Below are 23,609 nucleotides of genomic sequence, written 5' to 3' on the forward strand. Positions count from 1 at the left end.
TATATTAGTGTGCAAATGGCATACCGAATTGAGCCAATAATTCATGGGACTCTTCATCGGTGTTTGCCGTCGTAACGATGACGATGTCCAAACCACGGACACGGTTAACGTTATCAAAGTTAATTTCTGGGAAGATCAATTGTTCCTTAACCCCCAGCGTGTAGTTCCCACGTCCATCAAATGAACGGGTGCTAACACCATGGAAGTCACGAACACGTGGCAATGACACGTTGATCAACTTATCCAGGAATTCATACATCCGGTCACCACGAAGGGTAACCTTTGCCCCAATGGACATGCCTTCACGAAGACGGAAGGTCGCGATTGACTTCTTGGCCTTAGTAACCAATGGCTTTTGACCAGAAATTAATCCGAGTTCTTCAACGGCTTCGTCCAGGTTCTTAGCGTTGGAAACAGCGTCCCCAACACCCATGTTCAAAACGATCTTGTCGATCTTAGGGGTTTGCATAACAGAACTGTAGTTGAATTTGTCCACCAATGCAGGTGTGATTTCATTAACGTACTTTTCTTTTAAACGAGCTGACATGAAATGTTATTCCTCCTTTCGTGGATTATTTATCGATGGTTTCGCCGGACTTTTTAGCGAACCGGACTTTGTGACCATCTTCGATACGAACGCCAAGCCGGGTTGGTTCGTTGTTCGATGGATCGATAAGCATAACGTTGGATGCGTGAATTGGTGCTTCAACATCAAGAATTCCACCTTGAGGGTTCGATTGCGAAGCCTTTTGGTGTTTCTTAATCATGTTGACGCCTTTGACAACCACGCGGTTCTTAGCGGATAAGACCTTGGACACAGTACCTTCCTTGCCTTTATCCTTGCCAGCGATCACGCGGACCTTGTCACCAGTTTTAATAAGCATTCCTGTGGGCACCTCCTTGTTTACACGATTCTTAATTACAGTACTTCGGGTGCTAATGAGACAATCTTCATAAAGTCGTTGTCACGCAATTCACGTGCAACTGGTCCAAAGATCCGAGTCCCCTGTGGGCTCTTGTCATCTTTAATCAGCACTGCGGCATTTTCATCAAAACTGATGTAAGTTCCGTCAGTCCGACGGATCCGAGACTTCGTCCGAACAACGACAGCCTTCACCACATCACCCTTTTTGACAACGCCACCTGGTGTTGCTTGTTTGATAGTAGCAACGATGATATCACCGATTCCGGCGTAGCGACGTTTTGAGCCACCCAGAACCTTGATCGTTAGAATTTCACGGGCGCCAGAGTTATCGGCAACCTTTAAGCGACTTTCTTGTTGGATCACAGCTAGTGTCCTCCCTTCAGTTCTAGTTCAGAATACGATAAAAACGACACTTAAATAATGACTGCTTTTTCAACAATGTCAACTAAACGGAACCGCTTAGTGGCAGACAGTGGCCGCGTTTCCATGATTTCAACGATGTCGCCAGTGTGGGCTTCGTTGTTTTCATCATGTGCCTTGTACTTCTTGGAGTACTTGACCCGCTTGCCGTACCGTGCGTCAGTCTTCGTCGTTTCTACGACGACCGTGATCGTCTTGTCCATTTTATCGGACACTACGCGACCGCGATATACCTTACGGTGATTACGTACATCACTCATGTATTAATGGCCTCCTTTATCGTATTCTACTTGTTCAAGTCTTGTTGGCGAAGAGCGGTTTTAATCCGCGCAATGTTCTTACGAACTTGCTTCAACCGAGCGGTGTTTTCCAATTGACCGGTAGCTAATTGGAACCGCAAGTTGAATAATTCGTCCTTGTAGCTCTTTTCTTTATCGAGCATTTCAGCAGTGGTTAATTCATTGATATCTTTAGTCTTCATTAGATTCGCCACCTACTTCCTCTCGGGTCAAAACTTTGGTACGAACGGGAAGCTTCATGGCAGCCAAACGTAAGGCTTCGCGAGCGGTTGCTTCATCAACACCGCCAACTTCGAATAAGACCTTACCGCGCTTAACTGGGGCTACCCAGCCAGCAGGCGTACCTTTACCATTACCCATCCGGACCCCAACACCTTTTTCAGTGTAGGATTTGTGAGGGAAAATCTTGATCCAAACTTTCCCACCACGCTTCATGTAACGCGTAATCGCAACACGAGCGGCTTCGATTTGCCGGTTAGAAATCCAATGGGAATCTAACGATTGCAAACCGTAGTCACCGAAAGCGACACTCTTGCCACCCTTGGCTTCGCCACGGAGCTTACCACGGTGGACACGACGGAACTTTACTCGCTTAGGAACCAGCATGCTTATTTCCCTCCTTGTCCGTTATTTTTCTTTTCAGGTAGGATTTCACCACGGTAGATCCAGGTTTTAACACCTAAAGAACCGTAAGTGGTGTGGGCTTCTACCCAAGCATAGTCGATGTCAGCACGTAACGTGTGCAGAGGCACCGTACCGTCAGCATAGCTTTCGACACGGGACATATCAGCACCGTTTAACCGACCAGCAACTTGCGTCTTAATCCCCTTAGCACCGGAACGCATTGTCCGTTGCATGGATTGACGCATCGCCCGACGGAAGGCAACCCGGCCTTCCAATTGGCGAGCAATGTTTTCGCCGACTAACTTAGCATCTAAGTCTGGCTTCTTGATTTCCACAATGTTGATGTGTACTCGCTTGCCAGTCAAAGCGTTTAATTCTTTACGTAAGTTTTCAACTTCGGAACCACCCTTACCAATAACCATTCCTGGCTTGGCAGTGTGGATTGAGATGTTGACGCGGTTTGCAGCCCGTTCAATCTCAACAGTGGAAACAGAAGCATCTTCCAGACGCTTTTCGATGAATTTACGGATTTGAAGGTCTTCTCGTAAGTAAGCAGCAAAATCTTTTTCAGCATACCACTTTGCTTCCCAGTCACGAATAATCCCGACACGTAATCCGGTTGGATTTACTTTTTGACCCACGCGTTATCCCTCCTCTTTTTCAGATACAACAACCGTAATGTGACTCGTACGCTTGTTGATTGGTGAAGCAGAGCCTTTGGCACGAGGACGGAACCGCTTGAGGGTTGGTCCTTCGTTGACGTAAGCTTCGCTAACAACTAAATCTTGACGATCTAAGTCAAAATTGTTTTCTGCATTTGCAATTGCAGAGTTTAAAACCTTAGCCACAACCGGTGAAGCACCGCGGGGTGTGAACTTAAGGATAGCCAGCGCTTCAGCGACGCTCTTACCGCGGATAAGGTCGATAACCAGACGGACCTTGCGTGCAGCAATCCGTACCGTCTTAGCAGTCGCTTGTGCTGATGTAACTTGTTCAGCCATTAGTTAATCCTCCTTATCGTGCAGTTTTCTTGTCGTCGCCACCGTGGCCACGGAATGTCCGCGTTGGAACGAATTCGCCTAACTTGTGGCCTACCATGTCTTCTTGAATGTAAACTGGGACATGCTTCCGTCCGTCATAAACAGCGATGGTGTAACCAATGAAGCTAGGGAAAATAGTAGACCGGCGAGACCAGGTCTTGATGACGGCCTTCTTGTCATTGTCTTTCTGCGCATCGATCTTCTTCAGCAAGTGCGCATCGGCAAAAGGTCCCTTTTTCAAACTACGACCCATTTATGAAACCTCCTCTACTTGTGGCGCATCGTTTAACACGATGATCACCGGGTATCGAATCATCCGACTAGTCGGATGATTACATCTTAGAACCCTTACGACGACGAACAATAAACTTGTCGGTCCGGTTCTTCTTCTTACGAGTCTTCTTACCAACCGTCTTCTTACCCCATGGGGACAGAGGAGATGGTAACCCAACAGGTGCTTTACCTTCACCACCACCATGAGGGTGATCGTTAGGGTTCATAACTGACCCACGAACGTGAGGACGTTGACCGATCCAACGATTCCGGCCGGCTTTACCAACGTTAACTAATTCGTGTTCTTCGTTACCAACGGCACCGATGGTTGCCCGGTTAACGTTTAAGATCATCCGAACTTCACCGGAAGACAAACGAACCAAGACGTACTTGTCATCGTTAGCCTTACCTAAAAGTTGTGCGGAAGTCCCAGCGGAGCGGACCAATTGGCCACCCTTACCCGGCTTTAATTCGATGTTGTGAATCACAGTCCCGAAAGGAATGTTCTTCAATGGTAAAGTGTTCCCAACCTTGATATCAGCTTCAGGGCCGGATTGCACTTGTGCGCCAACCTTTAAGCCTTTAGGTGCGATGATGTAGGACTTAACCCCATCAGCGTAAACTAATAAAGCAATGTTAGCAGTCCGGTTAGGATCGTATTCGATAGCCTTAACCGTTGCGGGAACATCGTCCTTAATCCGCTTAAAGTCGATGATCCGGTATTGGCGCTTGTTACCACCGCCACGGTGACGCACAGTCATATGACCGGCGTTGTTCCGCCCAGCGGTGTGGCTTTGTGAACTCAGCAATGATTTTTCAGGAGTCGTCTTAGTGATGACGTCTTTGTAAACCAAGCTCGTCATATTACGACGACCATTGCTTGTTGGTTTGTATTTCTTAATCGCCACGTTATTTCCCTCCTATATTTATCAGAATATTATTCTTCGTTGAATAATTTGATTTCTTTTGAGTCGGCAGATAAGCTGACAATGGCCTTACGACGCTTCTTAGTGTAGCCTTCGTAACGTCCTTGACGCTTCTTCTTACCCTTTAAGTTCATGATGTTGACCTTAACAACCTTCACGCCGAAGATTTCTTCGATAGCGTGCTTGACTTGCGTCTTGGTTGCTCGAACATCAACGTCGAACGTGTAACGCTTGTCGTCCATGGTTGCCATTGAAGCTTCAGTGACAACGGGACGTAAGATAATGTCGCGTGCTTCCATTATGCGAGCACCTCCTCTACTTGAGAAAGAGCTGGTTGAGTGATCACTAACTTGTCAGCACCGGCAACGTCAAGCACGTTTAAGCTCTTCGCTGGGATAACCTTGACATTAGCTAAGTTACGAGCAGCTAAAGCAGCCGTCGTGTTATCGTCTTCTAAGACAACTAACGTCTTCGTCGTGACATTCAAACCAGTCAGCACGGCAGCAAATTCCTTCGTCTTAGGTGCGTCGAAAGCTAAAGCGTCTACGACGACTAAGCTTTCATCCAGAACCTTTTGGGAAAGAACGGACTTAAGTGCTAAACGACCAACCTTCTTAGGAAGGCGGTAACTGTAGGAACGAGGGGTAGGGCCAAAGACCACACCACCACCGACCCATTGTGGGGAACGGATGGAACCTTGACGGGCCCGACCAGTACCCTTTTGACGCCATGGCTTCTTACCACCACCGCGGACAGCACTCCGGTTCTTAACGGCGTGCGTTCCTTGGCGTAAGGAAGCTCGTTGCATCAAAATCGTGTCGAAGACGACGTTTTCGTTAGGTTCGATACCGAAGATATCAGCATTTAACGTTACATCGCCGTTTTGGCTACCATCTTGTTTGTATAATGCTACGCTTGTCATTTAATTATCCTCCCTTCCGATTTATTTTTCAGATTGCTTAGGACGTGGAGGACGAACAGCACTCTTCACAACGATGAGTGACTTGTTAGCACCTGGCACGTTACCCTTGATCAGCAGAACGTTGTTGTCGACGTCGGCCTTAACGATTTGCAGGTTTTGGATCGTAACTTGCTTGTTACCCATCCGACCTGGAAGCTTCATACCAGGGAAAACCCGGTTAATGATGGCACCCAGAGAACCTGGACGACGGTGATAACGAGAACCGTGAGCCATAGGACCACGACTTTGACCGTCTTTATGGATGTTACCTTGGTATCCATGACCTTTAGTGACACCAGTGACATCAACGATGTCGCCTGCTTGGAAGACGTCAACCTTAACTTCGTCAGCTACCTTGTAATCTCCCAGCTCAACATCTTTGAATTCACGAATGAAGCGCTTAGGAGTCGTGTTTGCTTTTGCTACATGACCTTGTTCGGGCTTGTTGCTAAGTACTTCACGCTTGTCTTGGTAACCAAGTTGAATGGCTTCGTAACCGTCGTTTTCCATCGTCTTAACTTGCAACACAACGTTTGGCGTTGCTTCGACAACAGTAACGGGGATTAATTCGCCAGCATCAGTGAAGACTTGCGTCATCCCGACCTTTTTCCCTAAGATTCCTTTTGTGGTCATGAGTACACCTCCGATTTAATGTTTTATATTTTTGAAACTAGAAATTATAGCTTGATTTCGATGTCCACACCACTAGGCAGGTCAAGCTTCATTAATGAGTCGACCGTCTTTGGCGTTGGGTTAACGATATCAATCAGACGCTTGTGCGTCCGCATTTCGAATTGTTCACGCGAGTCCTTGAACTTGTGTGGTGAACGTAACACGGTGTAGACCGTCCGTTCAGTTGGCAATGGAATTGGGCCTGAAATAGTGGCACCAGTTCTCTTTGCCGTTTCAACGATCTTGTCCGCTGATTGATCCAAGATACGGTGTTCGTAAGCCTTTAACCGAATCCGAATTTTTTGTTTTGCCATTGTGTTCCCTCCTTCGTCTATTTTAAAAATAAGACTAACTCCGTGTGAATTCCCGCCACGCCCTCATGGCAAAGCGGCCGGGCGTGTCGCAATCTCCCACATCATCGCTTAAACTTTTGAGCCGGGATCAGAAGTGCATAAAACACCCCTGAAAATCAGCACTTAACTATCATACTAAATAAAACGCCGTATGACAAGGGTTTTCGCTGAATTCCCTAAATTTTATTCGGGCCCCCCACCTCATTTGGCTAGGTCGGTCACCTAAAAAACTTCTGAAAACTCGCGTATTAGAATACCGCGAATTAGGGTGCCCTGTCAATTATTTTGATGCTTTATTTTAGTAAGTAAATCCTCTTTCCAAGCGATTAGTGGCCTCGCGGTCGGCTAACCAGTACTTAACGGCTCAGCATCGCTCACGTCACCGCCGCTTTTAGTTGGCTTAAACTATTATAATAGTAGTTTTTGCTTCAATTTTTCACCGTTTTCCGGCCCGGATAGCCCACCCATCACGGTTGGGGCCCCTTTTCAGACCAAACAAAAACGGCACTAAATCATTTCTGATCTAGCGCCGTTTCTGGCCTGACTTCATCTTACGATTCAATCAGTTAATTTTAGAACTGGTTAACTCTAGTCTTCGACCGGAGTCCCACCATTCTTTTTGATAATGTCAGCTTGCACACTCTTAGGCGTTGGTTCGTAGTGGTCGAACGTCATGGTAAACGTCCCACGACCCTGCGAAGCAGACCGTAAAGTGGTTGCGTAACCAAACATTTCGGAAAGTGGCACGAATGAGTGAATCATTTGTGCGTTCCCACGAGCTTCCATCCCATCGACCTTACCACGACGTGCGGTAATTTGGCCCATGATATCACCCATGTATTCTTCAGGAACTTGGACATCAACCTTCATGATTGGTTCCAAGATCACTGGACCGGCACTCTTAACGGCGTTCCGTAAAGCCAAGGAAGCGGCAACCTTGAAGGCTGCTTCACTAGAATCGACTTCATGGTAACTACCATCATAGAGCTTAGCCTTAACGTCAACTAATGGGTAGCCCGCTAAGACACCGTTAGCCATGGCTTCTTGCAGCCCTTGGTCAACTGAAGGGATAAATTCACGAGGAACAACCCCACCAACGATAGCGTCTTCGAATTCGTAACCCTTACCACGTTCGTTAGGGGTGAATTCGATCCAAACGTCACCATATTGACCTTTACCACCAGACTGACGAACGAATTTCCCTTGAACCTTGGTGGACTTAGTGAAGGCTTCACGGTAAGCCACTTGAGGGGCACCGATGTTAGCTTCAACCTTAAATTCACGCTTCATCCGATCGATGATGATGTCCAAGTGAAGTTCACCCATCCCAGCGATCAGAGTTTCACCAGTTTCAGGGTTAGTTTCAGCCTTGAAAGTTGGATCTTCTTCAGAAAGCTTTTGTAAGGCGGTGTTCATCTTGTCTTGGTCAGCCTTAGTCTTAGGTTCTACGGCAACCTGGATAACTGGATCTGGGAAGTCCATAGATTCCAAGTGCAGTGGATGATCAGGATCCGTCAAAGAGTCACCAGTCGTGGTGTTCTTTAACCCAATGGCCCCGGCAATATCACCAGAGAAGACTTCTGGGATTTCTTGACGGTGATTGGAGTGCATTTGCAGCAAACGACCAACCCGTTCACGCTTGTCCTTGGTAGAGTTCAAGACGTAAGAACCGGCTTCCAAAGTCCCGGAGTAAACCCGGATGTAAGTCAAGCGACCAACGAATGGGTCGGTGGCCACCTTGAAGGCCAACGCAGCGAATGGTGCGTCGTCATCGGCACGCAATTGAACGGCTTCGTCAGTATCCGGCACAGTCGCGTTGTAAGGCTTAACATCCAATGGAGATGGTAAGTAGTCCACAACGGCGTCCATCAACATTTGCACACCCTTATCCTTGAAGGCAGAACCAGCGAAGACTGGGAACATTTCCAGCTTCAGGGTTGCCCGCCGGATAGCGGCCTTTAATTCTTCCTTGGAGATTTCTTCACCTTCAAGGTACTTTTCCATGATTTCGTCATCGACGTCGGCAACGGATTCGATGATTTCTTCATGACGCTTTTGGGCTTCATCCTTCATATCGTCAGGAATGTCCACCGTGTCCCACTTGGAACCCAGGTCATCCATGTCGTAGATGTAAGCCTTCATTTCGATTAAGTCAACCACACCAGCGAAGTCGTCTTCAGCACCGATAGGCATTTGAAGAGCGACCGCGTTAGCGTCCAAACGTTCGTGTAATGACTTAACGGAGAAGTCAAAGTTAGCCCCTAACTTATCCATCTTGTTCGCAAACACGATACGGGGAACGTTGAAGTCGGAAGCTTGACGCCAAACCGTTTCGGTTTGAGGTTCAACCCCAGCTTGGGCATCCAAAACCGTAACGGCACCATCTAAGACCCGCAGAGAACGTTCAACTTCAACGGTGAAGTCTACGTGTCCTGGGGTATCGATGATGTTGATCCGGTGACCCTTCCATTCGGCCGTAGTGGCTGCAGAAGTGATCGTGATCCCACGTTCTTGTTCTTGTTCCATCCAGTCCATTTGGGAAGCCCCATCGTGGGTTTCACCAATTTTGTGGATTTTACCAGTGTAATACAGGATACGCTCAGTAGTCGTCGTCTTCCCGGCATCAATGTGGGCCATGATACCGATGTTACGCGTCTTCTCAAGCGGAAATTCACGAGTATTAGCCATGATTAATGTGTAACTCCTCTCAAAAATGATCATCGATTTAACAAAAGGTGACTACCATCATCTATTGATTTAGTAGCCACCTCTAATTAAAGGATTGCTCCTTTAAACTAGTGACATGAATACGATAGTCGTATTCCGCCCTAGTATTTTAGCACATTGGCGGTAAAGCAGGGCAAAAACTGCCTGATTACCAACGGTAGTGTGCGAAGGCCCGGTTAGCATCTGCCATCCGGTGCGTATCTTCACGCTTCTTAACTGCCGCACCAGTGTTGTTAGCAGCATCCATGATTTCACGAGCAAGCCGTTCAACCATGGTGTGTTCGCCACGCAGACGTGCGTATAACACGATCCAACGTAAGCCCAACGTGGTCCGACGGTCTGGCCGAACTTCGATTGGCACTTGGTAGTTAGACCCACCGACCCGGCGTGCCTTAACTTCCAAGACTGGCATAACGTTCTTCATTGCTTCTTCAAAAGTTTCAACTGGATCGTTACCAGTTTCGTTCTTAATGATGTCAAATGCACCATAGATAATCTTCGTGGAAGTCCCGCGTTTCCCATCCATCATCGTGTGGTTAATCAAACGAGTAACCAACTTTGAATTGTAGATTGGATCAGGAAGGACTTCACGCTTTTGTACGTTTCCTTTTCTAGGCATTGTATAATATCCTCCTTGAAGTAACTATGCTGGATAGCTGACGGCATCCGTGCAGCTACCGCACCGATTCTTTTTAACCCTTAGGCTTCTTAGTCCCGTACTTAGAACGGCCTTGACGACGGTCAGTCACACCGGCCGTATCAAGCGCACCACGGATAACGTGGTAACGAACCCCAGGTAAATCCTTTACCCGGCCCCCACGGATTAACACAACACTATGTTCTTGCAAGTTGTGGCCAATCCCTGGGATGTAAGCAGTCACTTCAATTAAGTTGGACAAACGTACACGCGCATACTTCCGTAAGGCTGAGTTAGGCTTCTTTGGCGTCATCGTACCAACACGAGTGGCCACGCCCCGCTTTTGGGGAGCTGGATTCTTAACTTGAACCTTCTTGTAACTGTTATACCCGTAGTTTAAAGCTGGGGCATCTGATTTCGAACTTTTAGATTTACGACCTTTACGCACCAATTGGTTGATAGTAGGCATCTAAATAGTCCTCCTTTCTATATCTGCTAAATTTAAGTCCACACATCCAGGTGGTTCATTTTTTCTTAAAGAAAAAAGCCACCGAGAAAGGTGTCAATTGAAGTGTCCTCCTCGCCGTCCAGTCAGCATGTCCGGTAAAGTACCTGAGACCTGTCTGCGAAAAGCACCTTGAATAGAATAACATGGCCCCTTCGCCCTTGTCAACTCGCGGTTTAGAAAAAAGCTAAATTTTTAGCCGCGGTCTTTACGGAACCTGTCTTTGAGGTGATGACCATGTTAACCATAATCTTGTTTATCTACGGCTGTTGTTTGGGGTCCTTCCTGTGTGCCGCCGCTAGTCGCTACGCTACTGGGGAATCGTTACTTTTGCCCGCCTCACATTGTGACTGGTGTCGCACTCCCCTAGCATACTGGCAGCTCATTCCCGGACTCAGTTATTGGTGCTTACGGGGGCGATGCGCCTACTGCCGAACCCCCATTCCCATCGATACGGTGCTTGCCGAACTGGGCGGCGGGCTCCTATTAGCGACCTGGCAGGGTCCCGCGAGCACCCAACCCTTGGCCTGGCTCTTTCTCTGGAGTTTTGCGGCGCTTTGCGATGCGCGGACCCAAAGCTTCCCGGCCTGGGTTGGCGTGGTGAATTTGCTCTTAGCTCCCCATCCCATCACGGTAGTCACGACACTCGGCCTCATCCTGGCCTACGCGTTGATTCGTTGGGGGTGGCCCTACTGGCAACATCCCTGGATTGGGGACGGTGACCTCGAATTCATCAGTAGCTTCGGCCTAGCTTTAGGGCCGCTTACCACCAGTCGCTGGCTCAGTCTGGCGTGCGTCCTCGCCCTCTTAGCTCATTGGCAAGTCCCCCAGAAACAACTTCCCTTCATTCCGGCCCTCACCATTAGCGCCTGGATCTGGTGGGTGCTCCCCGGTCATTAACGCAAAAAAGCCACCCTACCAGTAACGATAGGGTGGCTCTTTTATCGGCTCGGTCTCAGACTGAGATTAAGCTTGGGAGTCTTCTTGCATTTGCTTTTCGAGGTCGCTGATTGAGTAAACGCCCTCCGTTGAAGCACTGCCGACTTCCTTGGGTTTGATCTGACGGTAATCTGGCATCCCAGTCCCGGCAGGAATAATCTTCCCAATAATAACGTTTTCTTTCAGACCGACTAATGGGTCGTTCTTGCCGCGGATAGCCGCGTCGGTCAGAACCCGAGTCGTTTCCTGGAAGGAAGCAGCGGACAGGAAACTGTTGGTTTCCAGAGCCGCCTTGGTAATCCCGAGGATCACCGGACGCGCCGTAGCCGCAATCCCACCAGAAATTAACGTCTGGTAGTTAGCACGACGGAAGTCTTGGATATCCATCAGGGTCCCTGGTAAGACATCGGTGTCACCTGGATCCATGATCCGGACCTTACGAAGCATCTGCCGAACCATGATTTCCACGTGCTTATCACTGATGGCCACACCTTGCATCCGGTAAACGCGTTGAACTTCACCTAAAATGTAGGTTTCCGTTGACAAGACGTCCCGAACTCGCAGTAATTCCTTAGGATCAACAGACCCATAGTTCAACGCTGCCCCACGGTGGATGAAGTCACCTTCCGTGATTCGCATCCGGGCTGTGATTGGTAACGTGTAACTCCGCGTATCTGCTTCACCCTTAATGGTAATTTCCTTAGTCCGTTCGGCCGGGTTTTCCTCAATGGATTCAACCGTCCCCGTAACTTCGGTAATTTCCGCTTTCCCTTTAGGGTTCCGGGATTCAAATAATTCTTGAACACGAGGAAGCCCTTGGGTGATATCTTCGTTACCAGCCACACCACCGGTATGGAAGTTCCGCATGGTTAATTGCGTCCCTGGTTCACCGATAGACTGTGCGGCAACGGTTCCGACAGCTTCACCGACTTCAACTTCGTCACCGGTAGCCATGTTCCGACCATAACAGTGTTCGCAGACCCCGTGTTCCGTGTTACAAGTGAACGCGGAACGAATCGTGACTTCTTGAACGCCGGCATCGACGATCTTTTGCGCGGTGTCTTCAACGATCATTTGGTTCTTCGGTACAATCACGTCACCCGTTTGAGGATCAATGACGGACTTCTGAGTGTAACGGCCTAAAATCCGGTCGTAAAGTGGTTCGATCATTTCGTTACCATCGGTGATGGCCCGAATCTTCAACCCACGGTCAGTTCCACAGTCCTTTTCCCGAATAATTACATCTTGCGCCACATCAACCAACCGCCGAGTCAGGTAACCTGAGTTGGCAGTCTTTAAGGCCGTATCGGTCATCCCTTTACGGGCCCCATGGGTCGAAATGAACATTTCCATCACGGAAAGGCCTTCACGGAAGTTAGACGTGATTGGCAGTTCCATGATTTCACCGTTAGGCGCGGCCATCAAGCCCCGCATCCCGGCTAACTGCGTAAAGTTAGAAATGTTCCCCCGGGCACCAGAATCACTCATCATAAAGATTGGGTTCTGTTGCTCGAAACTGTGAATCAAGGCGTTTTGAATGTCGTCTTTGGCATCGTTCCAGATCCCAATAACCCGTTCGTAACGTTCGTGGTCGGTAATCAACCCACGCCGGAATTGCTTCGTCACCGTCTTAACCTTTTTGTGGGCTTCGTCGATGATCACTGGCTTTTCCTTCAAGTCGGTGATGTCGGAAATTCCGACCGTCAACCCAGACTTGGTGGATTCGTTGTACCCTAAGTCCTTGATCCGGTCCAACAATTCGGACGTTGCCGTCACTTTGTATTGTTGGTAAACTGCCGCGATAATGTCAGACAAGAAGCCCTTCTTGAAAGGCCCGATGAGTTCGGCATTTTGCAGGTAGTCGTGAATATCTTCACCCGGTGCCAAGAAGTATTGGTCCGGTACGTAACCGTTCAAGTTGGTACTCGTTGGTTCGTTCAAGTATGGGAACGACTTCGGCAGAATGTTGTTAAAGATCAACTTCCCAACGGTCGTCACCATAATCTTATTACGTTGTTCGTCGGTAAATGGCTTGTCCGGCATCGAGGCCACTTGGACCCCCACGCGGGTGTGCCAATGAACTAACCCGTTTCTGTAAGCCAGCACCGCTTCGTTTAAGTCGGTGAAGATCATGCCTTCACCTTCACGGTTAGCTTCTTCCATGGTCAGGTAGTAGTTCCCGATAACCATATCTTGAGATGGTGCCACAACTGGTTTCCCAGAAGCAGGGGCCAAGATATGGTGCGCAGCTAACATCAGTAACCGCGCTTCCGCTTGAGCTTCGTCAGACAACGGCACGTGGATGGCCATTTGGTCCCCATCGAAATCGGCGTTGTAGGCTTCACAAGCTAACGGGTGCAGCCGCATGGCCTTCCCACTTACCAGTACGGGTTCAAAGGCTTGAATCCCTAACCGGTGAAGCGTAGGGGCCCGGTTCAACAGAACAGGGTGTTCCTTGATGACGTCTTCCAACACGTTAAACACGTCGTCTTCCTCACGGTCGATTTGGCGCTTAGCGTTCTTAATGTTAGAAGCTAACCCCCGGGCAACCAGTTCCTTCATGATAAATGGCCGGAATAATTCCAACGCCATTGGGACTGGCAGACCCATTTGGTTAAACTTCAGAGACGGACCCACATCGATAACGGAACGACCAGAGTAGTCAACCCGCTTACCCAGTAAGTTCTGACGGAACCGTCCTTGCTTCCCTTTCAACATGTGAGACAGAGACTTCAGTGGCCGGTTACCAGGACCAGCGACTGGACGACCCCGCCGTCCGTTGTCAATCAAAGCATCGACGGCTTCTTGTAACATCCGCTTTTCGTTTTGTACGATGATGCCTGGTGCGTTTAAATCAAGCAACCGCTTGAGCCGGCTGTTCCGGTTGATGACCCGCCGATACAGGTCGTTTAAGTCGGACGTTGCAAAACGTCCCCCTTCCAACTGGACCATCGGCCGCAAGTCAGGTGGAATGACCGGAATCGCGTCCATAACCATCCATTCCGGACGGTTACCCGACGTGACGAAGGCTTCCAAAATGTCCAAACGACGAACGGCACGCGTCCGCTTCTGACCAGTGGCTTCCTTCAATTCTTCCTTTAATTCCTTAACTTCTTTATCTAAATCTACGGCCATCAACAACTTCTTGATGGCTTCGGCACCCATTTCAGCCTTGAAGGCCTTGGAGCCGTATTCCACGAGCTTGTCCCGGTAATCCCGTTCGGACAGCAATTGCTTGCGTTCCAATGCGGTATCACCTGGGTCTAAGACAACGTAGGAAGCAAAGTAGATGATTTCTTCCAATGCCCGTGGACTCATGTCCAGAACCAAGCCCATCCGGCTAGGAATCCCCTTAAAGTACCAGATGTGCGTTACTGGGGCAGCCAGTTCAATATGGCCCATCCGTTCCCGGCGAACCTTAGAACGGGTAACTTCAACCCCACAACGGTCACAAACAACACCCTTGTAACGGATACGTTTGTATTTCCCACAAGCACATTCCCAGTCCTTAGTAGGACCGAAGATACGTTCGTCGAACAGACCGTCTTTTTCCGGCTTCAACGTCCGGTAGTTAATGGTTTCTGGCTTTTTGACTTCACCGTAAGACCAACTACGGATCTTATCGGGTGAGGCGAGTCCGATCTGCATGCTTTCGAACTTATTGACATCGACCAAAGAAGCGACCTCCCTTATGAATTAATCTTGCGTATTCGGTTGACTCTCATTTTGTGGCGCTGCCGTCTTGGCCTCCTTGCTATCGCTAGCTTGGGCCTTACGTTGTTCTTCTTGCTGTTGGGCGTACTTGCTCAACGCATCAACGTTTACGACGTCATCGTCTTCATCGTCCATGTCACGTAATTCGATTTCTTCGTTGTTACCGTTCAAGACCTTCATATCCAAACCAAGGGATTGAAGTTCCTTCACTAACACGCGGAAGGATTCTGGGACACCTGGCTTTGGAATTGGATCGCCCTTCACGATGGCTTCGTAAGTCTTGACCCGGCCGACAACGTCATCGGACTTGTAGGTTAAGATTTCTTGCAACGTGTAAGCTGCCCCGTAGGCTTCCAAAGCCCAGACTTCCATTTCACCGAAACGCTGACCACCAAATTGCGCTTTCCCACCAAGGGGTTGTTGCGTAACTAAGGAGTAAGGTCCGATGGAACGGGCGTGCATCTTGTCGTCGACCATGTGGGCCAACTTCAGGTAGTTCATGACCCCAACGGCAACCCGCTTATCGAACGGTTCACCGGTCCGGCCATCGTACAAGACCGTCTTGGCATCGGAGGCCATCCCGGCTTCCTTAACGGCGTCCCAGATATCAGAATCTTGGGCTCCATCAAAGACTGGCGTTGCCATGTGAATGCCTAACTTCCGTGCGGCCATCCCTAAATGCAATTCGAGCACTTGCCCGATGTTCATCCGGGAAGGCACACCCATGGGACTCAACATGATGTCGATTGGTGTCCCATCTGGCATGTACGGCATATCTTCTTGGGGGATCACGATGGAAACCGTCCCCTTGTTCCCATGACGACCGGACATCTTGTCACCGACCTGCAGCTTACGCTTCTGGGCGATGTAGACCCGAACCATCATGTTCACACCGGGCGATAATTCATCCCCGTTTTCACGGGTAAAGATCTTCACGTCTTGGATGATCCCGCCACCACCATGAGGTACCTTCAGTGACGTATCACGGACTTCACGGGCCTTTTCACCAAAGATGGCGTGTAACAGCCGTTCTTCAGCGGAGAGTTCCGTGACCCCTTTAGGCGTGACCTTCCCAACTAAGATGTCGCCGTCTTGAACTTCGGCCCCGACACGGATAATCCCGTCTTCGTCCAAGTTCTTCAAAGCGTCTTCACCCACGTTAGGAATTTCTCGTGTCATTTCTTCCGGTCCGAGCTTGGTATCCCGCGCTTCGGATTCGTATTCTTCAATGTGAATTGACGTGTAGACGTCTTCACGCACTAACCGTTCGTTAATGGCGATGGCATCTTCGAAGTTGTACCCTTGCCAAGTCATGAAGGCTACCAGTGGGTTTTGCCCTAAGGCTAATTCCCCATTTTCCATGGAAGGCCCATCGGCAATCACTTCGTCGTTATCGACGTGGTCGCCGACTTTAACGATTGGCCGTTGGTTGTAGTTCTTCCCACCGTTAGACCGGCGGAACTTCATCAACTTGTAAGTGTCCAACGCGCCGTCTTCACGCCGTACCCGAATTTCACGAGCATCGACGTATTCAACGGTCCCGTCGTGTTGACTGATCATGGCAACCCCAGAGTCATGGGCGGCCTTGTATTCAATCCCCGTCCCAATCAAAGGTGCGTGAGGGTCCAGCAATGGCACAGCTTGCCGTTGCATGTTGGCCCCCATCAGCGCCCGGTTGGAGTCATCGTTTTCCAAGAAAGGAATACATGCCGTGGCCACCGCAACAACTTGCTTAGGCGACACATCCATGTAGTCAATCCGGTCAGCGGTGGTTTCGATGTTTTCGGACTTAGCCCGGGCCATGATCGTCTCCGTATCAAACGACCCGTCATCCTTCAACGGCGTGTTGGCCTGGGCCACCACGTAGTTATCTTCTTCATCGGCCGTTAAGTAATCGATCTTGTCGGTTACCTTATGCGTATCCCATGAAACCCGTCGGTATGGCGTTTCAATGAACCCGTACTTGTTAACCCGCGCGTAACTGGACAACGAGTTAATCAACCCAATGTTCGGGCCTTCAGGCGTTTCAATCGGGCACATCCGACCATAGTGGGTGTAGTGCACGTCCCGGACTTCATAACCGGCCCGGTCACGTGTCAACCCACCAGGTCCCAAGGCGGACAACCGACGCTTATGCGTCAATTCGCCCAATGGGTTGGTCTGGTCCATGAATTGTGACAGTTGGGAAGACCCAAAGAATTCCTTGATGGAAGCAACCACTGGTCGAATGTTGATCAGTTGTTGGGGGGTCACCGTAGCGGCGTCTTGAATGGACATCCGTTCACGAACCACCCGTTCCATCCGGGATAACCCGATGCGGAATTGGTTTTGGAGTAATTCACCCACGGAACGAATCCGCCGGTTCCCCAAGTGGTCAATATCGTCGGTGTTGCCGATGCCGATTTGCAGATCGAAGAAGTAATTCATGGAAGCAATGATGTCGGCTGGGCGAATATGCTTCAGCTTCAGATCAATGTTGCCATTCCCAATAACGGGTACTTCTTGTTCTGGATCGTCAGGGGATTGCACCTTGATGATTTGTAATTTCAAAGGTTCAGTGACCACGGCTTCGTCGGATGGCTGGAAAGTCACCATCTTAAAGTCGTCGCGATCCAGGTAAGGCGCCAAGTTCTTCATGACGTCCTTATCTACCATGGTGCCCTTTTGCACGATGACTTCACCGGTATCCGGATCAGCCAGCGTTTCGGCTAAGGTCAGGCCCAGTAACCGGGTCTTTAAGCTCAGCTTCTTGTTGGTCTTGTAACGACCAACGGGGGCCATGTCGTAACGCTTCGGGTCAAAGAACCGGGCCGTTAACAGACTCCGTGAAGAGTCGGCCGTCTTCGGTTCACCTGGGCGCAAGCGTTCGTAGATGTCCTTCAAGGATTCTTCGACCCGTGAGTCGTCGGTATTCTTGTGGATATCCTTTTCTAAGGTGGCCATCAGGCTTTCGTTATCGCCTAAGATGTCCAAGATTTCGTCATCGGAGCCAAACCCTAAGGCCCGAACTAATTCGGTCATTGGGATCTTCCGGGTCCGGTCGATCCGGACGTAGGAAATGTTCTTGGCGTCGGTTTCGAATTCCAACCAAGCCCCCCGGTTAGGAATGACCGTGGCACCAAAGATAGTCCGGCCGTTCTTATCGGTATCTTCATTGAAGTAAACGCCTGGCGAACGAACTAATTGGGAAACAATTACCCGTTCTGCCCCATTAATAATGAAAGTTCCTTGGTGCGTCATTAATGGGAAGTCGCCGAAGAAGACATCTTGAGACTTGATTTCGCCCGTTTCGTGGTTCGTTAGTCGTAAGGTGACGTGTAACGGTGCCGAATAGTTCGCGTCATGTTCCCGCGCTTCGTCCACCGAATATTTAGGTTCTAATAATTGATAATCAACAAACTCTAACGAAAGGTTTCCTTGAAAATCCTCGATTGGCATGATGTCATCGAACATATCACGTAACCCTTCATCGAGGAACCAATTATAGGAATTGGTCTGAATCTCGATCAAGTTAGGTAAGTCCAGAACTTCCTTGATCCGTGAATAGCTACGACGCGTACGGTGTTTCCCGTATTTCACTAAGTGTCCTGCCAAGTTGTTCACCTCTCCTATTTATTCTGTGACTGGCCAAATCGAATATTACATTTTGATTACAAATGCATCTTTGCTCGGTTTTTTGGCAAAAAAAATCCAAAAACAAATCAAAATTTGCTTTTGGCTTCTTATAGTGGGTGCACCGGACAATAGATCGGCTACCCCAATTTCAGTTCACAGTTGCATACAGATGATATAATACAAAACTAATGCTAGATTGTCAAGATATTATGCTTACTTTTCCGTGGCAATGCCAAACAAAATTAACCGCAGCAAGATCACAATTTGCTCGTGCTTGGACGCATCCGCGGGACCCACGTGATGGAAGTTGTTGAACAACGGGCTCAGGCTGGTCAGGTAAAACGAAGCCGCCTCCTGCGCCGATAACTGGGGCCGCAGCGTGACCAGACCTAAATCAAAGAACGCCGCTAACGGACCCAGGTAATCTTTCATCAGTAATTGGCCTAGTTGGCCCTTGTTACTCGGAGCGAGGTACCGAAAGCTCCCGTGTAAAACGCTAAACACGTCGCGCGGGTGAACGGACAGTAAGACCTCGGTTACTGCCGCTAAGGCCTCCACGGGATCCGTGAGTGTCCCGGCTTGAACCTGAGCATTAACCTGCGTAATCCCGGTTTGGGTTTCTTGCCCCACTTCCTCCACCACGGCTAAGAAGATGGCCTCCTTGTCGTTAAAGTGGTGGTAGAGTGCCGGCTGCGTAATCCCGACCTGCCGGGCAATCTCACGTGTCGATGTGGCTTGATAACCCCGTGACAAGAATTGCTCCCGAGCCGCCGCTAAGATCGCCGCATGTGTCTGGGTTAGCTGCTCTTTTCTTTTCATCCCACTATCCGTTCCCTTCGTTCTAAATTAATGTCAGTGTACCACACCTCCGGACCAACCAAAAGAGCAGCCCCACTGAGATAGTTACCCAGTGACCCTGCTCCTTACAAAACAGATTCAATTAATCATTCTAACTGGTCAACTTACCGTTGATTATTTACTGGTGACAGCCTTCCGCGGTGTGGTTGGTTTCGCGTTAATCGTGACCTTACCCTTCGTGGCGCCAATCGTCACTTGTTCGTTCGCCTTAACTTCGCCCGAAAGCATCGCTTCACTTAACTGGTCTTCGACCTGGTTCTGCAACGCGCGCCGGAGTGGCCGCGCGCCGTATTCCGGATCGTACCCGGCTTGCGCAATCGCATCTAAGGCGGCCGGCGTAAACTTCAACTTAATGTTTTGGTCGGCCACCCGCTTCACGATCCGTTGGGCCATCAGCTTGACGATTTGGTGAAGTTCCGGCTTCTTCAACGAGTGGAAGATGACCGTTTCGTCGATTCGGTTCAAGAATTCTGGCCGGAAGGATTGCTTCAACGTCTGCCGGATGGTGTCGGCCATGGCTCGGTAATTGTTCGCCATGTCTTCGGCACCAAACCCAACGGTCTTTTCGTCCCGCAGCTTCGTGGCCCCCAGGTTCGAGGTCATGATCAAAATGGTGTTACGGAAGTCGACTCGCCGCCCCTTAGAGTCGGTCAAGTACCCATCATCTAGAACCTGAAGTAACAGGTTGAAGACGTCCGGGTGCGCCTTTTCAACTTCATCAAAGAGGACCACGGAGTAAGGCTTTTGCCGAACCTTTTCGGTCAGTTGGCCCCCTTCGTCGTAACCAACGTAACCGGGCGCCGACCCAATCAACCGACTGGTGGAGTACTTTTCCATGTACTCGCTCATGTCGACCCGGATCATGTTGTCTTCCGAACCAAACATAGCGGCGGCTAAAGCCTTGGCTAATTCAGTCTTCCCCACCCCGGTAGGGCCTAAGAACATGAACGACCCAATTGGCCGGTTCGGATCTTTCAACCCGGAACGGGCCCGCCGGATCGCGCGGGCAACGGCCGAGACTGCTTCGTCTTGACCGATCACCCGTTGGTGCAAGATCTTTTCGAGGTTGACCAACCGGTCCGCGTCGGTTTGTTTCAACTGGGTCAATGGTACCCCGGTCCATTCGGCAACCACCTGGGCAACGTCCTCACCGGTAACGTTTAAGGTGTAATGCCGGTCGGCTTGGTCCGCCTTGGCAGCGGCCTTAGCCTTTTGGTCGGCTAACTTATCACGCAACGCGATTTCCTGGGTCCGTAACTGAGCGGCTTTTTCAAAGTCTTGTTGCTCAATGGCGGTATCCTTGTCCTTGGCTAACTGGTCTAAGTCGGCCGTCAATTTACTGGTTGGCGTGGGCTTATCCATCTGATCAATCCGCACCTTAGCGGAGGCTTCGTCCATCAGATCGATGGCCTTGTCCGGTAAGAACCGTTCACTGATGTAGCGAACGGACAGCTTAACCGCCTGTTCCAACGCTTCATCCGTGATGTTCACGTGGTGGTGATCTTCATACCGTGGCCGTAAGCCCTGCAAAATTTCCAGCGCTTCTTCACTGGTTGGTTCGTCGACCTGCACGGTGGCAAACCGCCGTTCCAACGCCGCGTCAGATTCGATATACTTCTGGTATTCGTCTAACGTCGTGGCCCCAATGGTTTGCAATTCACCTCGGGCCAACGCGGGCTTCAAGATGTTCGACGCATCAATCGCCCCTTCGGCACCCCCCGCCCCAATCAGAGTGTGGAGTTCGTCGATAAACAGGATCACGTGACCATCGTTGTAAATTTCTTCAATCACTTTCTTCAGCCGGTCTTCAAATTCGCCCCGGTACTTGGTTCCTGCGACCAATGAGCCCATGTCAAGCATCATCAGGCGTTTGTTTTGCATGTCTTCGGGAACGTCACCAGCCACGATACGTTGGGCTAACCCTTCCGCAATCGCGGTTTTCCCGACGCCGGGTTCCCCGATCAACACGGGGTTATTCTTGGTCCGCCGACTCAAGATCTGGATGACCCGCTTAACTTCCTTATCACGGCCCACCGTTGGATCCATCTTGCCGTCCTTCGCCGCTTGGGTCAAATCCCGGGCTAAGGAGTCCAGCGTAGGCGTGCCGCCCTGAGCTGCTCGTCGCGTGCGCCCTTCGTTACGACGCTTCGGCGTATCTGCAATCCCCAGCTTCCGCAAAACCACCTTGCGAGCACTGGTTAACTCAACGTTGAGGTTCTTCAAGATCCGCGACGACAGAATCGTCTCGTCACTCAGCAACGCCAACAGTAAATGTTCCGTTCCGATCTTGGTGGCCCCGAGTCGCTTGGCTTCGTCCCCAGCTAAGGCTAACATGGCCTTAGCCTTAGGCGAGTAAGGCAAATAGCTGTCCTTATCCGTGTTTTCCAAGGTCCCGTAACCGGTAAACCGTTCGATTTCTTCCCGTACATCGTCGTCAGTGACGGAAAACTGCTGCAAGACTTTGTTAGCAATTCCGTTTTTTTCAATGGTGAGGGCCAGCAGCAAGTGTTCCGTACCCACCGCTTGATGCTTAAAATACTTTGCCTGTTCCTGTGCCAAAACTAAAACACTTTTTGCACTAGGCGTAAATAGGTTATCCATTGCAACTCCTCACTTTCTCAACTCTCGTAACGTAAATGATCCAAAACCGAGATTAAAATTTGCGCACGAATTTGCTCGTCTAAATCTCGATCTCCGGTATTTAAGGCGGTCTTATCAATCGCCGCCAACATGATGTTGGCTTCGCGACGGTTAATGGTCCCCGCTTCAAACAAGCTCCGTACAACCGCTAACCCGTCATGCCGGGTGATGTGGTCCCCGACGGCCGTGACCAACGAATCAATAAAGTCCAAGTTATCCAGTAACTTGACCTTTTCAATTCGAATATAGCCGCCGCCCCCCCGCTTACTCCGCACGACGTAACCGTCCTGAATCGTAAACCGGGTCTTAATCACGTAATTAATCTGTGACGGGACGACATTAAATTGATTAGCAATCTCTGAACGCCGAATCTCAACTTCTTGGGATTCCGCTAGAATCTGCTTGAGGTAAGCTTCAATAATATCTGAAATATTTTGATTCTCCATTATTCGCGTCCCCCTTTCGGCAGTTCTTTTGACTAATGTTGACTAATATTATACGAACTTCCCTCAAAAATGCAATGGATTAGTCTTTTGCGTTCCTAATCTCGCATGATTGACTTACCGTACCAGGATAGCTCCTGGTAATCTATAGTACCAAAAAAGGCGTCGGCTTCCAAACAATTAGGTGGAAGACCGACGTCTATGATTTTTCAGTATATAATATGTAGAGTTAGGATTAAAAAATCGGGAAGACAAGATTTGAACTTGCGACCCCCACGTCCCGAACGTGGTGCTCTACCAAGCTGAGCTACTTCCCGATGATCAATCTATTTAGTTCACTAACCGGTGACCGGCTAATCGGGAAGACAGGATTCGAACCTGCGACCCCCTGGTCCCAAACCAGGTGCTCTACCAAGCTGAGCTACTTCCCGAGTCTGCCTATAAAAAATTCTATAAGCAACAAAAATGCACCCAGTAGGAGTCGAACCTACAACCTTCTGATTCGTAGTCAGACACTCTATCCAATTGCGCTATGGGTGCATAATCATTATTAAGTTAAATGCCGAGGACCGGGATCGAACCGGTACGGTCATCACTGACCGCAGGATTTTAAGTCCTGTGCGTCTGCCAATTCCGCCACCCCGGCAAAAGGGCAAAGCGGAAGACGGGATTCGAACCCGCGACCCCCACCATGGCAAGGTGATGTTCTACCACTGAACTACTTCCGCATTGGCAAATTTAATTAATGGAACCATGCCGACTAGAGGATTCGAACCTCCGACCTCCTCATTACTAGTGAGATGCTCTGCCAACTGAGCTAAGTCGGCAAAATATTGTTAAATATTTTGCGATATTGAATTATCAATGCAGGTGAAGGGACTCGAACCCCCACGTCATAAGACACTAGAACCTAAATCTAGCGCGTCTGCCAGTTCCGCCACACCTGCATGGTGACGATGAAGTTCTAGGACTTGGAGTCCCGATGGAGGATACAGGGCTCGAACCTGTGACCCTCTGCTTGTAAGGCAGACGCTCTCC

23 protein-coding genes and 8 tRNA genes (1 of these 31 cut by a window edge) are annotated in these 23,609 nt (G+C 49.6%); 1 reads left to right on the top strand and 30 read right to left on the bottom strand.

Annotated elements, in window-relative coordinates; genetic code table 11:
* Window positions 1-4: 4 nt before the first annotated feature.
* The 17 genes from rplE to rpsL form a co-directional block, all read right to left on the bottom strand.
* Window positions 5-547 carry a 50S ribosomal protein L5 gene (gene rplE / locus FD25_RS12375; RefSeq protein ID WP_057804581.1) on the bottom strand — a complete coding sequence of 181 codons (543 nt, stop codon included), beginning with the start codon at window positions 545-547 and terminating at the stop codon, window positions 5-7.
* Window positions 548-572: 25 nt separating this feature from the next.
* Window positions 573-884, bottom strand: a complete 312-nt coding sequence (gene rplX, locus FD25_RS12380) for a 50S ribosomal protein L24 (RefSeq protein ID WP_057804582.1) — start codon at window positions 882-884, stop codon at window positions 573-575.
* A 35-nt stretch (window positions 885-919) separates the two neighbouring features.
* Window positions 920-1,288, bottom strand: coding sequence for a 50S ribosomal protein L14 (rplN, locus tag FD25_RS12385; RefSeq protein ID WP_057804583.1), 369 nt, complete (start codon window positions 1,286-1,288; stop codon window positions 920-922).
* A gap of 50 nt (window positions 1,289-1,338) precedes the next feature.
* Window positions 1,339-1,605 (bottom strand): 30S ribosomal protein S17, encoded by a 267-nt coding sequence (gene rpsQ / locus FD25_RS12390; RefSeq protein ID WP_057733114.1) that lies wholly within the window; start codon window positions 1,603-1,605, stop codon window positions 1,339-1,341.
* 26 nt (window positions 1,606-1,631) lie between these two features.
* Window positions 1,632-1,826, bottom strand: coding sequence for a 50S ribosomal protein L29 (rpmC, locus tag FD25_RS12395; protein WP_057733112.1), 195 nt, complete (start codon window positions 1,824-1,826; stop codon window positions 1,632-1,634).
* A complete protein-coding gene (gene rplP / locus FD25_RS12400) occupies window positions 1,816-2,250 on the bottom strand; it encodes a 50S ribosomal protein L16 (RefSeq protein WP_057804584.1) in 435 nt (144 codons plus the stop codon). Before rplP ends, rpmC begins: the two co-directional genes overlap by 11 nt.
* Before the next feature lie 2 nt (window positions 2,251-2,252).
* Window positions 2,253-2,909 (bottom strand): 30S ribosomal protein S3, encoded by a 657-nt coding sequence (gene rpsC, locus FD25_RS12405; RefSeq protein WP_057733109.1) that lies wholly within the window; start codon window positions 2,907-2,909, stop codon window positions 2,253-2,255.
* A gap of 3 nt (window positions 2,910-2,912) precedes the next feature.
* Window positions 2,913-3,269 carry a 50S ribosomal protein L22 gene (rplV, locus tag FD25_RS12410; RefSeq protein ID WP_024746872.1) on the bottom strand — a complete coding sequence of 119 codons (357 nt, stop codon included), beginning with the start codon at window positions 3,267-3,269 and terminating at the stop codon, window positions 2,913-2,915.
* Between the two features lie 13 nt (window positions 3,270-3,282).
* A complete protein-coding gene (gene rpsS, locus FD25_RS12415) occupies window positions 3,283-3,561 on the bottom strand; it encodes a 30S ribosomal protein S19 (protein WP_057733107.1) in 279 nt (92 codons plus the stop codon).
* A gap of 79 nt (window positions 3,562-3,640) precedes the next feature.
* The gene (rplB, locus tag FD25_RS12420; protein WP_057804585.1) at window positions 3,641-4,489 is read right to left on the bottom strand and encodes a 50S ribosomal protein L2; all 849 of its coding nucleotides are present in this window, start codon (window positions 4,487-4,489) and stop codon (window positions 3,641-3,643) included.
* 29 nt (window positions 4,490-4,518) lie between these two features.
* Window positions 4,519-4,806 carry a 50S ribosomal protein L23 gene (rplW, locus tag FD25_RS12425; RefSeq protein ID WP_057733103.1) on the bottom strand — a complete coding sequence of 96 codons (288 nt, stop codon included), beginning with the start codon at window positions 4,804-4,806 and terminating at the stop codon, window positions 4,519-4,521.
* Window positions 4,806-5,429 (bottom strand): 50S ribosomal protein L4, encoded by a 624-nt coding sequence (gene rplD / locus FD25_RS12430; protein WP_057804586.1) that lies wholly within the window; start codon window positions 5,427-5,429, stop codon window positions 4,806-4,808. The genes rplW and rplD overlap by 1 nt, the downstream gene beginning before the upstream one ends.
* Window positions 5,430-5,450: 21 nt before the next feature.
* A complete protein-coding gene (gene rplC / locus FD25_RS12435; protein WP_057804587.1) occupies window positions 5,451-6,101 on the bottom strand; it encodes a 50S ribosomal protein L3 in 651 nt (216 codons plus the stop codon).
* Between the two features lie 44 nt (window positions 6,102-6,145).
* Window positions 6,146-6,454: a 30S ribosomal protein S10 gene (rpsJ, locus tag FD25_RS12440; RefSeq protein ID WP_057733097.1), complete on the bottom strand. Its 309-nt coding sequence runs from the start codon at window positions 6,452-6,454 to the stop codon at window positions 6,146-6,148.
* A gap of 627 nt (window positions 6,455-7,081) precedes the next feature.
* Complete coding sequence (gene fusA / locus FD25_RS12445) at window positions 7,082-9,181, bottom strand: elongation factor G (RefSeq protein WP_057804588.1); 2,100 nt, start codon at window positions 9,179-9,181, stop codon at window positions 7,082-7,084.
* A gap of 187 nt (window positions 9,182-9,368) precedes the next feature.
* Entirely contained in the window at window positions 9,369-9,839 is a 471-nt protein-coding gene (gene rpsG, locus FD25_RS12450; protein ID WP_057804589.1) for a 30S ribosomal protein S7, read from the bottom strand.
* 73 nt (window positions 9,840-9,912) lie between these two features.
* Window positions 9,913-10,326, bottom strand: a complete 414-nt coding sequence (gene rpsL, locus FD25_RS12455; RefSeq protein ID WP_057804590.1) for a 30S ribosomal protein S12 — start codon at window positions 10,324-10,326, stop codon at window positions 9,913-9,915.
* A gap of 273 nt (window positions 10,327-10,599) precedes the next feature.
* Between rpsL and FD25_RS12460 the strand changes: the two genes are divergently transcribed.
* On the top strand, window positions 10,600-11,262 hold the full coding sequence (locus tag FD25_RS12460; RefSeq protein ID WP_057804591.1) for a prepilin peptidase: 663 nt from the start codon (window positions 10,600-10,602) through the stop codon (window positions 11,260-11,262).
* A 66-nt stretch (window positions 11,263-11,328) separates the two neighbouring features.
* Here the strand turns inward: FD25_RS12460 and rpoC are convergent, their stop codons facing one another.
* From rpoC to FD25_RS14240, 13 genes are all read right to left on the bottom strand, one after another.
* On the bottom strand, window positions 11,329-14,976 hold the full coding sequence (gene rpoC, locus FD25_RS12465) for a DNA-directed RNA polymerase subunit beta' (protein ID WP_057804592.1): 3,648 nt from the start codon (window positions 14,974-14,976) through the stop codon (window positions 11,329-11,331).
* Window positions 14,977-14,997: 21 nt separating this feature from the next.
* Window positions 14,998-18,609, bottom strand: coding sequence for a DNA-directed RNA polymerase subunit beta (gene rpoB, locus FD25_RS12470; RefSeq protein ID WP_057804593.1), 3,612 nt, complete (start codon window positions 18,607-18,609; stop codon window positions 14,998-15,000).
* A 234-nt stretch (window positions 18,610-18,843) separates the two neighbouring features.
* Complete coding sequence (locus FD25_RS12475) at window positions 18,844-19,449, bottom strand: TetR/AcrR family transcriptional regulator (protein ID WP_057804594.1); 606 nt, start codon at window positions 19,447-19,449, stop codon at window positions 18,844-18,846.
* A 153-nt stretch (window positions 19,450-19,602) separates the two neighbouring features.
* Window positions 19,603-22,089: an ATP-dependent Clp protease ATP-binding subunit gene (locus FD25_RS12480; RefSeq protein ID WP_057804595.1), complete on the bottom strand. Its 2,487-nt coding sequence runs from the start codon at window positions 22,087-22,089 to the stop codon at window positions 19,603-19,605.
* A gap of 17 nt (window positions 22,090-22,106) precedes the next feature.
* Window positions 22,107-22,574, bottom strand: a complete 468-nt coding sequence (locus tag FD25_RS12485) for a CtsR family transcriptional regulator (protein WP_057804596.1) — start codon at window positions 22,572-22,574, stop codon at window positions 22,107-22,109.
* Window positions 22,575-22,814: 240 nt separating this feature from the next.
* Window positions 22,815-22,888: transfer RNA gene (locus tag FD25_RS12490), tRNA-Pro, on the bottom strand.
* Window positions 22,889-22,928: 40 nt separating this feature from the next.
* Window positions 22,929-23,002, bottom strand: a tRNA-Pro gene (locus FD25_RS12495).
* 35 nt (window positions 23,003-23,037) lie between these two features.
* Window positions 23,038-23,111: transfer RNA gene (locus FD25_RS12500), tRNA-Arg, on the bottom strand.
* 20 nt (window positions 23,112-23,131) lie between these two features.
* Window positions 23,132-23,217: transfer RNA gene (locus FD25_RS12505), tRNA-Leu, on the bottom strand.
* A 10-nt stretch (window positions 23,218-23,227) separates the two neighbouring features.
* Window positions 23,228-23,299, bottom strand: a tRNA-Gly gene (locus FD25_RS12510).
* Between the two features lie 26 nt (window positions 23,300-23,325).
* Window positions 23,326-23,398, bottom strand: a tRNA-Thr gene (locus tag FD25_RS12515).
* 38 nt (window positions 23,399-23,436) lie between these two features.
* Window positions 23,437-23,518 (bottom strand) — tRNA-Leu (locus tag FD25_RS12520).
* 36 nt (window positions 23,519-23,554) lie between these two features.
* Window positions 23,555-23,609 (bottom strand) — tRNA-Val (locus FD25_RS14240) (it continues 29 nt past the right edge of the window).

The organism is Levilactobacillus acidifarinae DSM 19394 = JCM 15949 (assembly GCF_001434835.1).
GTDB classification, from domain to species: domain Bacteria; phylum Bacillota; class Bacilli; order Lactobacillales; family Lactobacillaceae; genus Levilactobacillus; species Levilactobacillus acidifarinae.

Bases quoted from the DNA above. Each gene is read 5' to 3' on its own strand.
- rpsJ (WP_057733097.1), bottom strand. From the start codon at position 6,454: ATGGCAAAACAAAAAATTCGGATTCGGTTAAAGGCTTACGAACACCGT.
- rplW (WP_057733103.1), bottom strand. From the start codon at position 4,806: ATGGAAGCACGCGACATTATCTTACGTCCCGTTGTCACTGAAGCTTCA.
- rplP (WP_057804584.1), bottom strand. From the start codon at position 2,250: ATGCTGGTTCCTAAGCGAGTAAAGTTCCGTCGTGTCCACCGTGGTAAG.
- rpsG (WP_057804589.1), bottom strand. From the start codon at position 9,839: ATGCCTAGAAAAGGAAACGTACAAAAGCGTGAAGTCCTTCCTGATCCA.
- FD25_RS12475 (WP_057804594.1), bottom strand. From the start codon at position 19,449: ATGAAAAGAAAAGAGCAGCTAACCCAGACACATGCGGCGATCTTAGCG.
- FD25_RS12485 (WP_057804596.1), bottom strand. From the start codon at position 22,574: ATGGAGAATCAAAATATTTCAGATATTATTGAAGCTTACCTCAAGCAG.
- FD25_RS12460 (WP_057804591.1), top strand. From the start codon at position 10,600: ATGTTAACCATAATCTTGTTTATCTACGGCTGTTGTTTGGGGTCCTTC.
- rpsL (WP_057804590.1), bottom strand. From the start codon at position 10,326: ATGCCTACTATCAACCAATTGGTGCGTAAAGGTCGTAAATCTAAAAGT.
- rplV (WP_024746872.1), bottom strand. From the start codon at position 3,269: ATGGCTGAACAAGTTACATCAGCACAAGCGACTGCTAAGACGGTACGG.
- fusA (WP_057804588.1), bottom strand. From the start codon at position 9,181: ATGGCTAATACTCGTGAATTTCCGCTTGAGAAGACGCGTAACATCGGT.
- rplE (WP_057804581.1), bottom strand. From the start codon at position 547: ATGTCAGCTCGTTTAAAAGAAAAGTACGTTAATGAAATCACACCTGCA.
- rplX (WP_057804582.1), bottom strand. From the start codon at position 884: ATGCTTATTAAAACTGGTGACAAGGTCCGCGTGATCGCTGGCAAGGAT.
- rpsS (WP_057733107.1), bottom strand. From the start codon at position 3,561: ATGGGTCGTAGTTTGAAAAAGGGACCTTTTGCCGATGCGCACTTGCTG.
- rpsQ (WP_057733114.1), bottom strand. From the start codon at position 1,605: ATGAGTGATGTACGTAATCACCGTAAGGTATATCGCGGTCGCGTAGTG.
- FD25_RS12480 (WP_057804595.1), bottom strand. From the start codon at position 22,089: ATGGATAACCTATTTACGCCTAGTGCAAAAAGTGTTTTAGTTTTGGCA.
- rpmC (WP_057733112.1), bottom strand. From the start codon at position 1,826: ATGAAGACTAAAGATATCAATGAATTAACCACTGCTGAAATGCTCGAT.
- rplC (WP_057804587.1), bottom strand. From the start codon at position 6,101: ATGACCACAAAAGGAATCTTAGGGAAAAAGGTCGGGATGACGCAAGTC.
- rplD (WP_057804586.1), bottom strand. From the start codon at position 5,429: ATGACAAGCGTAGCATTATACAAACAAGATGGTAGCCAAAACGGCGAT.